Genomic DNA, 13932 nt, shown 5'->3' on the forward strand with positions numbered 1-13932 from the left:
CAACTCATGTTGCTGAAGGACAAGATCGTCGTGATTTCCGGAATCGGGCCGGGGCTCGGCGTGAAGCTCGCCGTCGAGGCGGCGCGCGAGGGCGCGCGCGGCGTGGTCGTCGCGGCACGCACGATGGAAAAGCTCGACGACGCGGAAACGCGGATCCGCGCACTCGGCGTCGCGTGCGACGTGCTGAAGGTGCGAACCGACATCGCCGAGCGCGCGCAGTGCCGGCAGCTCGCGACGCAGGCGGTCGAGCGCTTCGGCCGGATCGACGCGCTCGTGAACAGCGCCTTCGTGCACGGCACGTTTCCGGAGGCGGTCGAGGAAGCCGATCTCGATGGCTGGCGCGCGGTGTTCGACACCAACGTGTTCGGCACGATGACGCTCACGCAGGAAATCGTCCCGCACATGAAGCGGCAGAAACGCGGCGCGATCGTGATGATCAACACGCAGGCGACCCGCAAGCCGTTTGCAGGGGAATCGGGCTACGCTATGTCGAAGGGCGCGCTCGCGGTTGCGGCAAAATACCTGGCACGCGAGCTCGGCGTGCACGGGATCCGCGCGAACAGCATCCACATGGGCTGGATGTGGGGCGTGCCGACGCAGACGTATTTCCGGCAGGCGGCAGCCGAGTACGGGATGACGGAGGAGGAGATCATCGCGCCGATTGCATCGAACATCGCGCTCGCGAAGTTGCCGACCGACGACGACTGCGCGCGCGCGGCGCTGTTCCTCGCGTCGGATTACGCGAATGCGGTGACCGGCGCGACGCTGGACGCGAACGGCGGCGACTTCATGCCCTGAGGACGGAGCGACGGATGATGCAGGAACGGCAACCCCGGCGGGGACGACATTTCTTCGCGTTCAACGGCGACGCGGACGGCCTGTGCGCGCTGCAGCAACTGCGGCTCGCGGAGGGCGAACGCGGCACGCTCGTGACCGGCGTGAAGCGCGACATCAGGCTGCTCGAGCGAATCGACGCGCGAGCCGGCGACCGCGTGACCGTGCTCGACGTGTCGCACGACCAGAACCGCGACGCCTGCGCGCGGCTGCTGCGCGACGGCGCGGCGGTCCGCTACTTCGACCATCACTTCGCGGGCGAGCTGCCGGGCGATCCGCGCTTCGACGCGTATATCGATACGGCCGCCGACGTCTGCACGAGCGCGCTCGTGAATCGCCATCTCGGCGGCCGCCATGTGCGCTGGGCGATCGTCGCGGCGTTCGGCGACGAACTGCCGGCGCTCGGCGACGCGCTTGCGCGCGAATACGCGCTCGACGAGGCCGAGCGCGGCACGCTCGCCGAACTCGGGCTCTACCTGAACTACAACGCATACGGCGACTGCGTCGACGACCTGCATTTCGATCCGGCCGTGCTGGCCGATGCGATGCTGCCGTGCACGGATCCGCTCGACTTCGTGCGCGGTACGCCGGTGTTCGCCGCGCTGCGCGACGGCTATCGCGACGACATGGCGCGTGCATGCGCGCTCGCGCCGCTGCGCGACGTGCCGGGCGCGACGCTGATCAGGATGCCGGATCATCCGTGGGCGCGGCGCGCGACGGGGATGCTCGCGAACGAGCGGATGCGCAATGCACCGCATGCGGCGCTCGCAGTGCTGTCGCCGCGTGCGCAGGGCGGGCTCGTCGTCAGCGTGCGCGTGCCCGACGGCCGGCCGCTCGGCGCCGACGAATTCTGCCGCGGTTTCCCGACCGGCGGCGGACGCAAGCGCGCGGGCGGCATCAACCATCTGCCGGAAAGCGAGTTCGACGCGTTCGCCGAGCGTTTCGAGGCGGCCTTCCGTCTCGACTGAACGCGGGGGCCTGGACGCGCGCGCCGTGCAGCGACGCCACGGCGCGCGCGGACATCGGCCGTTCTCCGTCACGCGCTTTTGCGCCGACGTGACGCGTACAGCGCTTCCGCGCGCCGCTTCACGTCGCGCGCGCACTGGTCGAACCCCTGTTTCACCCAGCCGCCGTGCTCGCGCATGATCGTTTCCGCGTTGATGCCGAGAAACTGATCGGTCGTGAAGTAGCGGCAGCGTTCGGCGCCGTCGGCTGCGACGTACTGGTCGCGGCGCGCGGCGTCCTTGTTGTCGTCGGTCGGGCGCTGCTCCCACGACAGCAGACGCTCGGGCTCGCACGCGACGAGGATTTCGTTGACGGGAATCACCGTCTCCGTGCCCGGGATGCGCACCTGCATGTACACGAAGTCGCCGATCCGGCCGGTCGTTTCGAGGCCGACGCAGAAGGTGTTCCATTCGCCGTAGCGCGGGAAGTCGGTCAACACTTCCCAGACGACGGCAGCGGGGGCGTCGATCGCGACGGTGATCGAGGTGACGAGATTGGCGGGTTTGGTCATGGCGGGTATCGGGTGAGATTGACGGTGAGGACGGAGCCGCGGGCGCGCCCGGGCGGATGCGTCGCGCGGTGCGCGTGGCCGACCGGCGGCTGGCGCGTGCCGCGCATCGCGGCGAACCCGACATCGAGCGTAGGCCGGCGCGTGCGGCGAAGAATCGTCGGAATGGACTAAGGCGTTTCACCGGGCTCGCGATCCGGCGGGGCGTCGTCGTCGGTACGCGACGCGTTTGCGCGCGCCGTCTGCGCGTCGGACATCGACATCGCGCGACCGTGCCGCGACAATACCGGTCACTTTTCCGTTTCCTGCCCCGAGGTGCCCGTGCCAGCGAAGTCGTCCGTTGCTCCTGCCGTCGTGTGGTTCCGCGACGATCTGCGCGTGACCGACCAGCCCGCGCTGACGCGCGCGGTCGCGTCGGGCCGGCCGCTCGTGTGCGTGTACGTCGACGACACCGGCGAAAGCGCGGGGCGCGCGCTCGGCGGCGCGGCGCGCTGGTGGCTGCACGGGGCGCTCGCCGGACTCGACGCGGCGCTCGCGCGTCATGGCGGCCGCCTGCTGCTGCTGCGCGGCGATGCGCCGCGCGAGATCGAGCGCGTCGTGCACGACACGGGCGCGGCGGCGGTGTACTGGAACCGACGCTACGCGCTGCCGCAGCGCGATGCCGATGCGGCGTTGAAGGCGTCGCTGAAGGCGCGCGGCCTTGAGGTCGAGAGCAGCAACGGCAGCCTGCTGAACGAGCCGTGGGACGTGCTGACGGGCGCCGGCACGCCGTTCCAGGTGTTCACCGCATACTGGCGCGCGGTGCGGCGCGATCGCACGGTGGCGGCGCCGTTGCCGGAGCCCGAAAGGATCGCCTTTCACCCGTGGCCGGCCGGTGTGCGTGAACGTGCGCTGGCGCTCGACGCGCTCGCGTTGCGTCCGGACGCGCCGGACTGGGCGAGCGGCCTGCGCGACGCATGGCCGGCACCCGACGAGGCCGGCGCGCATGCGCGGCTCGACGCGTTTTCAGTCGAGTCGCTGGCCGGCTACGCCGATACGCGCGACCGGCCCGACCGGCCGGCGACGAGCCGGCTGTCGCCGTTCCTGCGCTTCGGCAACGTGTCGCCGCGCCAAGTGTGGCATGCGGTGCAGGGGGCCGCGCAGGCGGGCGGCGCAGCCTGCGCGGCCGGCGCCGAGAAATTCCTGAGCGAGCTCGGCTGGCGCGAATTCAGCCACGTGCTGCTGTATCACTTCCCGGCGCTCGCGACCGACAACTTCCGCGCGCAGTTCGACGCGATGCCGTGGCGCGACGATCCCGCCGCGCTGCGCGCCTGGCAGCGCGGGCTGACCGGCTATCCGCTCGTCGACGCGGGGATGCGCGAGCTGTGGGCGACCGGCTGGATGCACAACCGGGTGCGGATGGTCGTCGCATCGTTTCTCGTCAAGCATCTGCTGATCGACTGGCGGGCCGGCGAGCGCTGGTTTTACGACACGCTCGTCGACACGGACGTCGCGAACAACCCGGCGAACTGGCAATGGGTCGCCGGCTGCGGCGCCGACGCCGCGCCGTATTTCCGCATCTTCAATCCGGTGACGCAGGGCCGGAAGTTCGATCCGCAGGGCGCCTACGTGCGCCGCTGGGTGCCGGAACTCGCGGGCCTCGACGCGGCGACGATCCATGCGCCGTGGGAGGCGTCGCCGGTGGAACTCGCGGCGGCCGGCGTGCGGCTCGGTGTCGACTTTCCGGCGCCGATCGTCGATCACGACGGCGCGCGGCGGCGTGCGCTCGATGCGCTGGCCACGCTGCCGAAGCGTCACTAGACGTCGCGGGGCGCAGCCGTCACACCCGTGCGCGCGGTGCGGCTTGCCATGTCAGTCGCAGAACGCCGCGTGCTCGAGCAGTGCAAGCGCGACGCCCGCATCGAAGTAGGCCGCGCCGCACCAGGCGACGAACGCGAGCGCGCCGACGGCCAGCGCCGCGCGCATCACGCCCACGCGGCCTTGCCCGGCACCGGACGCGCGATGCGCGCGTCGTCGATCGGCAGGTGCAGCAGCGCGGCCAGCACGCCGAGCGCGATCGAGCCGATCCACAGCGGCAGATACGAATGCGTCGCGTCGTAGACGAGCGCGCCGAGCCATACACCGAAGAAGCTGCCGAGCTGGTGCCCGAAGAAGACGAAGCCGAACAGCGTCGCGATGTAGCGCACGCCGAACACCTGCGAGATCACGCCGTTGGTCAGCGGCACGGTGCCGAGCCACGTGAAGCCCATCACGGCCGCGAACACATAGACGCTCGCGGGCGACAACGGCGCGGCGACGAACGCGGCCATCGCCAGCGCGCGGACGAGATACAGGACGGACAGCACATACTTGCGCCGCAGCAGGCCGCCGAGATGGCCGCATGCGTAGGTGCCGGCCACGTTGGTCAACGCGATCAGCGCGAGCGCGACGCTGGCATGGCGCGCCGGCAGACCGTGATCGAGCAGGTAGGAGGGCAGGTGGGTCGCGATGAACGCGAGCTGGAACCCGCAGGCGAAGAACCCCGCGTTCAGCAGCCAGAAGCCGCGATGCGTGAACGCTTCGCGCACCGCCGCGCCGATCGACTGGTCGGGGCCGTCCGCGCGACTCGCGGCCTGCGCGGGCCGGTCGCGCACCAGCACGGCGAGCGGCGCGAGCAGCCCGGTGACGAGCGCGAGCGCGACGAATGCATGCTGCCAGCCGATGCCGCCGATCAGCACCTGCGCGACCGGCACCATGCAGAACTGGCCGAGCCCGCCGATCGCGCCGGCGACACCGAGCGCCCAGCCGCGCCGGTCGGGCGGAAACAGCCGGCTCAGCGCGCCGTAGATCGACGCGAAGGCCGACCCCGACAGCGCGACGCCGATCACGAGTCCCGAGCCGACCGTGAACACGCCGGCCGACCCGGCGAACGCCATCGTGACGAGCCCGGCCGCATACAGCAGCATGCCGGCGACGATCACGCGCACCGACCCGAAGCGGTCGGCGATCATCCCGGTGAACGGCTGCGCGATGCCCCAGATCAGGTTCTGCAGCGCGAGCGCGAGGCCGAACGCTTCGCGCGACCAGCCGTGGTCGAGCGTGACGGGAGAGAGGAACAGCCCCTGCACGTGGCGGATGCCGAGCGCGGCGCCCATGATGAGGCCGCCCGCGAGCACCGGCAGCCAGCGGCGCCCGGTGTCTTGTTCGATCGGGGTCATGCGGGTCTCCGGATGAATGCGTGCGGCACGACGCCGCGTTCGATCCGATTAGACGATCCGGTCGCGGCGCGCTCAAGCGATCATTCGGTCGCGTTCGCATGCGCGTGGGGAATGCGGTGCTGATGACGAGGGTGGCGTGGGCCGGAGGGTGGAGCATATGAGACACATGCAGCCGGCGTGACTCGCGGCCGATGCAGCGGAGTCGGGGCGCCAGTGCGTCGCCTGCGGCGGCGCGATTCCGCGCGCAACGGCGTGCCGGCATCGGCTCGATGCGGAAATTCGCTCGCCGCTTACCGCTGCGCCACGTCGTACGCGCGCATCGCCGCGTCGCATTCGGCCGCTTCCGCGAGAATCCAGTCGCGCACGTCGGCGACTTCGCGGCGCGGCGCCGGATCGTGCCGGAACAGCCAGTAGCCGTACGCATCCGACAACGCCTGCGAGTGCGGGCCGAGCACCGCGAGCCGGCCGTCCGCGAGCATCGGCGCGACGAGCGCGAGCCGCCCGAGCGCGACGCCCTGGCCGGCGATCGCGGCGTGGATCACCTGGTCGTACTGGTTGAAGCGCAGCACGCCCTTCGGGCGCGCGTCGCCGAGCCCGGCCGCGTGCAGGTGCGCGCGCCATTGCAGTGGCGTTTGCGGCGGCCCGTCGAATTCGAGCAGCACGTGGTCGGCGATCGCGGCCGCGTCGGTGACGGGCCGCGCGGCCAGCGCCGGGTGCGCGACCGGCGCGACGACTTCGTCGAACAGGTGCAGCGCGCCGGCCGGCGCGCGCTCGCGCGGGCAGTAGCGGATTCCGAGGTCGATGCCTTCCGCGCGCAAATCGAGTACCTTGTCGTTCGCGGCCACGCGCAAGTCGACGTCGGGCAGGCGCGCCTGCAGGCGTCCGAGCCGCGGCAGCAACCACAGCGCGGTGACGCCGATGCTCGCGGTGATCGTGACGGGCTGGCGCTCGCGCGCGGCGGCGAGCGACGCGACGGTGTCCTGCAGGGTGAGCAGCGCCGCGTCGGCGGCGCGAAACAGCCGCTCGCCTTCCGGCGTGAACGCGATCTTGCGATAACCGCGCTGCAGCAGCGCGACGCCGAGGTGCGCCTCGAGTGCGTGCACCTGGCGGCTGACCGCCGACTGCGTGACGCACAGGTCCTGCGCGGCGAGCGTGATGCTCATGCGGCGGCCGACGGCGACGAAGCCGCGCACGAGGTCCAGCGACGGGAGACGGACGAGCGGCGTTGACATGCGTAGGGCTCATGCGAACGGAGCAGCAAGATTGGTTGAGAACGCCGGGCGCGTCAAGTTCAATGGGGGCTGGCCGATCGGGCGGGCGCCGGATGACGCGGCGCCGCACAGGAGACAGGATGACGATTTCGAACGAAGCAGCCGGGGCGGATCAGGCGGCCGGGCGCGCGGCGGGTGCGTTGCCGCCGGAGGCCGTGACGCTGACCGCGGCCGACGGTTACCAACTGCGCGGCTACGTGTGGCGGCATCGCGGCGGCGCCGCCGCGCGGCCCGTGACGGTCGTCAATTGCGCGACGTCGGTGCGCTGCGACTATTACTTCCGCTTCGCGGCCTGGCTGTTCGCGCAAGGGCGTGACGTGCTCGTCTACGACTATCGCGGGATCGGCGGCTCGCGCCCCGCGCGGCTCGCGAAGCTGCGCGCGAACTGGCTCGACTGGGGGCGGCTCGATTGCGAGGCCGCGCTGCAGTATGCGCGCGACGCGTTTCCCGGCCAGCCGCTCGACGTGGTCGCGCACAGCATCGGCGGCTGCGTGCTCGGGCTGGCGGCGTCGAACGCGTACGTGCGTCACGCGGTGACCGTCGGCGCGCAGTATGCGTACTGGCGCGACTATCGGCCGGAAGAGCGGCGGCGCATGTGGTGGAAGTGGCACGTCGCGATGCCGGCGCTCGCGGCCGTGTTCGGCTACGTGCCCGCGAAGCGGCTTGGCTGGATGGAGGATACGCCGCGTGGCATCGCGCTGTCGTGGGTGCGTTCGCAGGCGCGCTTCGAGGATGCCTACACGCATGGCCCGCTCGCCGAAACCGCCGCGAGTCGCGCCGCGCTGCCGGCGCGCTTCGCGCGGCTGCCGGCGCCGATGCTCGCGATCGGCCTCGACGACGACGGGTTCGGCACGGTCGACGCGATCGAGCGGCTGGTCGGCTACTACACGGGCAGCGACGTCACGCATCTGCGGATCGCGCCGCGCGACATCGGCGTCGACGCGATCGGTCACTTCGCGTTCTTCCACAGCCGTTTCACCGACACGCTCTGGCCCGTTGCGCTGTACTGGCTGCAGCATGGCGCGTTGCCGGCCGATGCGCCGGGCCGCGTCCACGCGCGCCATCCGGCGCAGCGCGCGCGGCTGGCGGCGAGCGGCGCGCCGGGTGTCGTCGCGCACGGGTGATCGCGCACGCGCGTGCGACCCGGCCGTCGCGTCGATGCGGCGGCCGCGCCGCGTCGGCCTCCGCGCCGCACGATCGATTAACATCGGACGTTTCATTCGACTGGCTGCCCCGTGCCGATGTCCATTCCGCCCGATTCCGAGATTCCCGCCGACCTGTCCCGCGCGTGGCGCATGCACCTGCTCGACGTGCCGCCGGCCGCGTCGCGGGCCGGCGTGCAGGTCGCGCGCATCGATTTCGACTGGCACGTGCCGCTCGCGTCGCCCGCCTATGCGGCGCTGAGCGATGCAGAGCGCGCGCGTGCCGGGCGCTACCTGCGGCATGAGGATGCGGTGCGCAGCGCCGCGACGCGCGCCGCGCTGCGCGATGTGCTCGGCGCGACGCTCGACGTGGCGCCGAAGGACATCGCGATCGTCGTCGACGAATCGGGACGGCCGTCGCTCGACCCCGCGCATCGTGCATCGCTGGATTTCAACGTGTCGCACGCGGGCGATCACGCGCTCATCGCGTGGACCGGGGCAGGCCGTGTCGGCGTCGATATCGAAAGCTGCAATCGGTCGACCGACTGGCGTGCGCTGACACGCGAGGTGTGCGCGACCGCCGAGGCCGCGTATCTCGACGGCCTGCCGCTCGCCGCGCGTGCCGACGCGTTCATGCGCGTGTGGTCCGCGAAGGAGGCGTTGCTGAAGGCGCTCGGCACCGGCATCGTCGGCGGGCTGCGCGCGTTCGCGGTCGTGCCGCCGCGCGATGCCGCGACGCCCGCGACGACGATCGTCGATCCGGCCGCGCCCGCCGCCGGCGTGGCCGCGTTCGACGCGGGCTGGCTCGACGCGGCCCCCGGCTACGCGGCGTGCGTCGCGTGGACGCGCTGAACCCGTTTCAGCACGCGACGCTCACTCGAGCGGCACGTCGTTCGGCGCCGCGTAGCGCGCCTTGATCACGTCGCTCATCGGGAAGTCGAACGCGAGCCCTTTCGGCGGCACCGGCTTCATGAACCACTTGTCGTACAGCGCGTTGATCTCGCCGCTCTTCATCAACTGCACGAGCACGCCGTCGACGAGCGCCTTGAACTGCGGATCGTCCTTGCGCAGCATGAACCCGTACGCTTCCGACGACTGCGGCGTGCCGACGATCGTCCAGTCGGCCGGCTTCGCCGCGAGCTGGCGCACGCCGGCGAGCAGCACGTCGTCCATCATGTAGGCGGCCGCGCGGCCCGATTCGAGCGTGAGGCGTCCTTCGCCGTAGTCCTTCGCGCTGATGATCTGCATGTTCATCTTCTTCTCCTCGTTCATCTTGCGCAGCAGGCGTTCGGACGTCGTGCCCTGGTTCGTCACGACCGTCTTGCCGGCCAGATCGGGGAAGTCGCGGATGCCCGAGCTCGTGCGCGTGAGCAGGCGCGTCGTCGCGACGAAGAAGGTGGTCGAGAACGCGACCTGCGCGTGACGCGCGGCGAGGTTGGTGGTCACCCCGCATTCGAGATCGACCGTGCCGTTCTGCACCAGCGGGATGCGGTTCTGCGACGTGACCGGGACGAAGCGCACCTGCAGGTCGGGCTTGCCGGTGCGCGCCTTCACGGCGGCGATCACGCGGTCGCACAGGTCCTGCGAGAAGCCGATCACCTTGCCGCTCGCGTCGACGTAGGAGAACGGCACCGACGTCTCGCGATGGCCGATCGAGATCAGGCCGCCTTGCCGGATCTTTTCGAGCGTGCCGGACAGCGGTTCCGCGGCGAGCGACGCGCCGCACGCGAGCGCGCATGCGGCGACGAGCAGGCTGCGGCCGAGGAGGGCGGTCAACCGGGGCGGGATGGTCATGGCAGGTCTCCGTGGACGGATCGTGGGAAAGCGTCGATTCGTATGTTGCCAAATACAAAATAATTGCAACATATGTTAATTACGGAGTCTGTCGGGCAACGGCGGCGGGCCGCGCCGGACATCAGGGAAACTCCCGAGTCGAAATCGTGAAAAACGGGGTTGTCTAGACAAGTTGCGATGGCTACACTGCAATCCATCACGAACTTGTCTAGACAGGATTGCTCACATGATTACGTTGACCCCCGGCCACCTGACCCTTCCGCAACTGCGCAAGATCGCTCGCGAATCCGTGCAGCTCAAGCTCGACCCGGCGAGCTTCGCGAAGATCGACGCAGGCGCGAAAGCCGTCGCCGACATCGCGGCAAAGGGCGAGCCGGCATACGGCATCAACACGGGCTTCGGCCGTCTGGCCAGCACGCACATCCCGCACGACCAGCTCGAACTGCTGCAGAAGAACCTGGTGCTGTCGCACGCGGTCGGCGTCGGCGAGCCGATGGCGCGCTCGTCGGTGCGCCTGCTGATGGCGCTGAAGCTGTCGAGCCTCGGCCGCGGCCACTCGGGCATCCGCCGCGAGGTGATGGACGCGCTGATCACGCTGTTCAACGCTGACGTGCTGCCGCTGATCCCGGTGAAGGGCTCGGTCGGCGCATCGGGCGACCTCGCGCCGCTCGCGCACATGTCGGCCGTGCTGCTGGGCGTTGGTGAAGTGTTCATTCGCGGCGAGCGCGCCAGCGCGCTCGACGGTCTGCGCGTCGCGGGCCTCGCTCCGCTGACGCTGCAGGCGAAGGAAGGCCTCGCGCTGCTGAACGGCACGCAGGCCTCGACGGCGCTGGCGCTCGACAACATGTTCGCGATCGAAGACCTGTACCGCACCGCGCTCGTCGCGGGTGCGCTGTCGGTCGATGCGGCCGCCGGCTCGGTGAAGCCGTTCGACGCCCGCATCCACGAACTGCGCGGCCATCAAGGCCAGATCGACGCGGCCGCGTCGTACCGCGACCTGCTCGAAGGCTCGCCGATCAACCAGTCGCACCGCGACTGCGACAAGGTGCAGGATCCGTACAGCCTGCGCTGCCAGCCGCAGGTGATGGGCGCGTGCCTGGACCAGATGCGCCACGCGGCCGACGTGCTGCTGGTCGAAGCGAACGCCGTGTCGGACAACCCGCTGATCTTCCCGGATACCGGCGAAGTGCTGTCGGGCGGCAACTTCCACGCCGAACCCGTCGCATTCGCGGCCGACAACCTCGCGCTCGCCGCATCGGAAATCGGCGCGCTGGCCGAGCGCCGCATCGCACTGCTGATCGACGCGACGCTGTCGGGCCTGCCCCCGTTCCTCGTGAAGGACGGCGGCGTGAACTCGGGCTTCATGATCGCCCACGTGACGGCAGCCGCCCTGGCTTCGGAAAACAAGACGCTCGCGCATCCGGCGTCGGTCGACTCGCTGCCGACCTCGGCGAACCAGGAAGACCACGTGTCGATGGCGACGTTCGCCGCGCGCAAGCTCGCCGACATCGCGGACAACACGAAGCACATCCTCGCGATCGAACTGCTGGCCGCCGCCCAGGGCGTCGACCTGCGCGCGCCGCACCACACGAGCCCGAAGCTCGCGCCGGTGATGGAAACGATCCGCAGCAAGGTCGCGCACTACGAACTCGACCACTACTTCGCGCCGGACATCGCCGTGATCGCGAAGCTCGTCGGCGAGCGTGCGTTCGCGAAGATCGCGCCGTTCTCGTTCGCATCGGAACAGTAAGCCCATGAGCGCGCCGGTCTACCAGGAGATCAAGGATTTCATCCTGGGCCGCATTCACGCCGGCGAGTGGGCGGAGGGCGATCAGGTGCCCTCCGAGAACGAACTGGCCCGTGAGTTCAAGGTCGCGCGCATGACCGTCAACCGCGCGTTGCGCGAGTTGACGGCCGAGCAGGTGCTGACGCGCATGAAGGGCGCCGGCACCTACGTCGCGCGGCCGAAGTACGAGTCGACGCTCGTCGCGATTCGCAGCATCTCGGAGGAGGTCGACGCGCGCGGGCATGCGTACCGCGCCAGCGTGCTCGGCCTCGAGACGATCCGCGCCGACGAGGCGCTCGCCGACGAGATGCAGATGACCGTGCGCGCGAAGCTGTTTTATTCGCAGGTGTTGCACTTCGAGAATGACGAACCCGTCCAGCTCGAAGAACGGTGGGTGAATCCGGCGGTCGCGCCGGATTATGCCGAGCAGGATTTCACGAACACGACGCCGAACCTGTATCTGATGCGCGCGGCACCGCTGCAGCGCGTCGAGTACCGGATCGAAGCGGCGGCCCCGGCGCCCGAGCGGCGCGAGCAGCTGCGGATGGACGACGTCGAGCCGTGTCTGGTTTTACATCGGCGCACCTGGTCGCAGGGCGTCGTCGCCTCGGTGGCGAATCTGTGGCACCCCGGCAGCCGTTATCGCTTCACCGGGCATTTCTGATTCCTATTTGAATATTCACTTTCCCTCGGGAGCAGCCGTCATGAACCATCCGAAACACATCGATCCCCGTCTCGATCCGACGCGCACGATCCGCGCGCCGCGCGGCAGCGAGAAGGTCTGCAAGACCTGGCTGGCCGAAGCGGCCTACCGGATGATCCAGAACAACCTGGATCCGGAAGTCGCCGAGCATCCGCACGCGCTCGTCGTGTACGGCGGCATCGGCCGGGCGGCGCGCAACTGGGAATGCTACGACCAGATCCTCGCGTCGCTGAAGGAGCTCGGCGAAGACGAGACGCTGCTCGTGCAATCGGGCAAGCCGGTCGGCGTGTTTCGCACGCACAAGGATGCGCCGCGCGTGCTGCTCGCGAACTCGAACCTGGTGCCGCACTGGGCGACCTGGGAGCACTTCAACGAGCTCGATCGCAAGGGTCTGATGATGTACGGCCAGATGACGGCCGGCAGCTGGATCTACATCGGCAGCCAGGGCATCGTGCAGGGCACCTATGAAACGTTCTTCTCGGTCGCGAACCAGCACTTCAACGGCGACCCGTCGGGCCGCTGGATCCTGACGGGCGGTCTCGGCGGCATGGGCGGCGCGCAGCCGCTGGCGGCGACGATGGCCGGCTTCTCGATGATCGCGGTCGAGTGCGACGAGACGCGCATCGACTTCCGCCTGAAGACGCGCTACGTCGACAAGAAGGCGACGACGCTCGACGAGGCGCTCGGCATGATCGAGGAAGCGAAGCGCACCGGCAAGCCGGTGTCGATCGGCCTGCTCGGCAATGCGGCCGACGTGTTCACGGAGTGCGTCGAGCGCGGCATCACGCCGGACTGCGTGACCGACCAGACGAGCGCGCACGACCCGATCAACGGCTACCTGCCGCAAGGCTGGAGCGTCGCGCAATGGCGCGAGACGCAGAAGGTCGATCCGGAAGGCATCGTGCATCCGGCGAAGCAGTCGATGGCCGTGCAGGTGCGCGCGATGCTGACGCTGCAGGAGCGCGGCGCGGCCACGCTCGACTACGGCAACAACATCCGCCAGATGGCGCTGGAAATGGGCGTCGAGAACGCGTTCGACTTCCCGGGCTTCGTGCCGGCTTATATCCGCCCGCTGTTCTGCGAAGGCAAGGGTCCGTTCCGCTGGGTCGCGCTGTCGGGCGATCCGGAAGACATCTACAAGACCGACCAGAAGGTGAAGGAGCTGATCCCCGACGATCCGCACCTGCACAACTGGCTCGACATGGCACGTGAGCGCATCGCGTTCCAGGGCCTGCCGGCACGGATCTGCTGGGTCGGCGTGAAGGATCGCTATCGCCTCGGCCAGGCGTTCAACGAGATGGTGAAGAACGGCGAACTGAAGGCCCCGATCGTGATCGGCCGCGACCACCTCGACACCGGTTCGGTCGCGAGTCCGAACCGCGAGACGGAATCGATGAAGGACGGCTCGGACGCCGTGAGCGACTGGCCGCTGCTGAACGCACTGCTGAACACCGCGGGCGGCGCATCGTGGGTGTCGCTGCATCACGGCGGCGGCGTCGGGATGGGCTTCTCGCAGCACTCGGGCGTCGTGATCGTCGCCGACGGTACCGCCGACGCGCACGAGCGTCTCGGCCGCGTGCTGCTGAACGACCCGGCCACGGGCGTGATGCGCCATGCGGATGCCGGCTACGAACTCGCGCAGCAGACGGCCCGCGAAGCCGGCCTGAAGCTGCCGATGCTCGGCCGCTGAGC

Annotated in this window: 13 protein-coding genes; 8 read left to right on the plus strand and 5 right to left on the minus strand. The window is 69.8% G+C overall.

The features are described from left to right. Nucleotides 1–6 precede the first annotated feature (6 nt). Nucleotides 7–798 (plus strand): SDR family oxidoreductase, encoded by a 792-nt coding sequence (locus WS87_RS06750; RefSeq protein WP_059817906.1) that lies wholly within the window; start codon nt 7–9, stop codon nt 796–798. 14 nt (nt 799–812) lie between these two features. Beyond that, entirely contained in the window at nt 813–1802 is a 990-nt protein-coding gene (locus tag WS87_RS06755; protein WP_442861404.1) for an acetyltransferase, read from the plus strand. Between the two features lie 68 nt (nt 1803–1870). Here the strand turns inward: WS87_RS06755 and WS87_RS06760 are convergent, their stop codons facing one another. Beyond that, entirely contained in the window at nt 1871–2350 is a 480-nt protein-coding gene (locus WS87_RS06760) for an SRPBCC domain-containing protein (protein WP_059817904.1), read from the minus strand. 318 nt (nt 2351–2668) lie between these two features. On the opposite strand from WS87_RS06760, the gene WS87_RS06765 reads away from it, so the two are divergent. Next, the gene (locus tag WS87_RS06765; RefSeq protein ID WP_059817937.1) at nt 2669–4147 is read left to right on the plus strand and encodes a cryptochrome/photolyase family protein; all 1479 of its coding nucleotides are present in this window, start codon (nt 2669–2671) and stop codon (nt 4145–4147) included. Between the two features lie 51 nt (nt 4148–4198). On the opposite strand, the gene WS87_RS34450 is transcribed toward WS87_RS06765, so the two are convergent. The 3 genes from WS87_RS34450 to WS87_RS06775 all read right to left on the minus strand — a co-directional run bounded on the left by WS87_RS34450 (nt 4199) and on the right by WS87_RS06775 (nt 6776). Continuing rightward, entirely contained in the window at nt 4199–4321 is a 123-nt protein-coding gene (locus tag WS87_RS34450; RefSeq protein ID WP_059817902.1) for a hypothetical protein, read from the minus strand. Continuing rightward, the gene (locus WS87_RS06770) at nt 4312–5544 is read right to left on the minus strand and encodes an MFS transporter (RefSeq protein ID WP_059817900.1); all 1233 of its coding nucleotides are present in this window, start codon (nt 5542–5544) and stop codon (nt 4312–4314) included. The genes WS87_RS34450 and WS87_RS06770 overlap by 10 nt, the downstream gene beginning before the upstream one ends. 290 nt (nt 5545–5834) lie before the next feature. Beyond that, nucleotides 5835–6776, minus strand: coding sequence for a LysR substrate-binding domain-containing protein (locus WS87_RS06775; protein WP_059817898.1), 942 nt, complete (start codon nt 6774–6776; stop codon nt 5835–5837). Between the two features lie 119 nt (nt 6777–6895). Between WS87_RS06775 and WS87_RS06780 the strand changes: the two genes are divergently transcribed. After that, entirely contained in the window at nt 6896–7939 is a 1044-nt protein-coding gene (locus WS87_RS06780) for an alpha/beta hydrolase family protein (RefSeq protein ID WP_059817896.1), read from the plus strand. Nucleotides 7940–8056: 117 nt separating this feature from the next. Continuing rightward, the gene (locus WS87_RS06785; RefSeq protein ID WP_059817894.1) at nt 8057–8809 is read left to right on the plus strand and encodes a 4'-phosphopantetheinyl transferase family protein; all 753 of its coding nucleotides are present in this window, start codon (nt 8057–8059) and stop codon (nt 8807–8809) included. Between the two features lie 21 nt (nt 8810–8830). Here the strand turns inward: WS87_RS06785 and WS87_RS06790 are convergent, their stop codons facing one another. After that, a complete protein-coding gene (locus WS87_RS06790; RefSeq protein WP_059817892.1) occupies nt 8831–9751 on the minus strand; it encodes a glutamate/aspartate ABC transporter substrate-binding protein in 921 nt (306 codons plus the stop codon). A gap of 226 nt (nt 9752–9977) precedes the next feature. On the opposite strand from WS87_RS06790, the gene hutH reads away from it, so the two are divergent. Genes hutH through hutU form a run of 3 tightly spaced genes read left to right on the plus strand, consistent with a single transcriptional unit; the run spans nt 9978 to nt 13930 of the window. Further along, nucleotides 9978–11501, plus strand: coding sequence for a histidine ammonia-lyase (hutH, locus tag WS87_RS06795; RefSeq protein ID WP_059701623.1), 1524 nt, complete (start codon nt 9978–9980; stop codon nt 11499–11501). 4 nt (nt 11502–11505) lie between these two features. Further along, the gene (gene hutC, locus WS87_RS06800) at nt 11506–12201 is read left to right on the plus strand and encodes a histidine utilization repressor (protein WP_059599060.1); all 696 of its coding nucleotides are present in this window, start codon (nt 11506–11508) and stop codon (nt 12199–12201) included. 40 nt (nt 12202–12241) lie between these two features. Further along, complete coding sequence (hutU, locus tag WS87_RS06805; RefSeq protein WP_059817890.1) at nt 12242–13930, plus strand: urocanate hydratase; 1689 nt, start codon at nt 12242–12244, stop codon at nt 13928–13930. Nucleotides 13931–13932: the final 2 nt, after the last annotated feature.

It is taken from the genome of Burkholderia sp. MSMB0856, from assembly GCF_001524645.2.
Classification (GTDB): domain Bacteria; phylum Pseudomonadota; class Gammaproteobacteria; order Burkholderiales; family Burkholderiaceae; genus Burkholderia; species Burkholderia diffusa.

Excerpts from the sequence above, each read along its gene's own strand:
- WS87_RS06760 (WP_059817904.1), bottom strand. The coding sequence starts at position 2,350 with ATGACCAAACCCGCCAATCTCGTCACCTCGATCACCGTCGCGATCGAC.
- hutC (WP_059599060.1), top strand. The coding sequence starts at position 11,506 with ATGAGCGCGCCGGTCTACCAGGAGATCAAGGATTTCATCCTGGGCCGC.
- WS87_RS06770 (WP_059817900.1), bottom strand. The coding sequence starts at position 5,544 with ATGACCCCGATCGAACAAGACACCGGGCGCCGCTGGCTGCCGGTGCTC.
- WS87_RS06790 (WP_059817892.1), bottom strand. The coding sequence starts at position 9,751 with ATGACCATCCCGCCCCGGTTGACCGCCCTCCTCGGCCGCAGCCTGCTC.
- WS87_RS06780 (WP_059817896.1), top strand. The coding sequence starts at position 6,896 with ATGACGATTTCGAACGAAGCAGCCGGGGCGGATCAGGCGGCCGGGCGC.
- WS87_RS06775 (WP_059817898.1), bottom strand. The coding sequence starts at position 6,776 with ATGTCAACGCCGCTCGTCCGTCTCCCGTCGCTGGACCTCGTGCGCGGC.
- WS87_RS06750 (WP_059817906.1), top strand. The coding sequence starts at position 7 with ATGTTGCTGAAGGACAAGATCGTCGTGATTTCCGGAATCGGGCCGGGG.
- WS87_RS06755 (WP_442861404.1), top strand. The coding sequence starts at position 813 with ATGATGCAGGAACGGCAACCCCGGCGGGGACGACATTTCTTCGCGTTC.
- hutU (WP_059817890.1), top strand. The coding sequence starts at position 12,242 with ATGAACCATCCGAAACACATCGATCCCCGTCTCGATCCGACGCGCACG.
- WS87_RS06785 (WP_059817894.1), top strand. The coding sequence starts at position 8,057 with ATGTCCATTCCGCCCGATTCCGAGATTCCCGCCGACCTGTCCCGCGCG.
- hutH (WP_059701623.1), top strand. The coding sequence starts at position 9,978 with ATGATTACGTTGACCCCCGGCCACCTGACCCTTCCGCAACTGCGCAAG.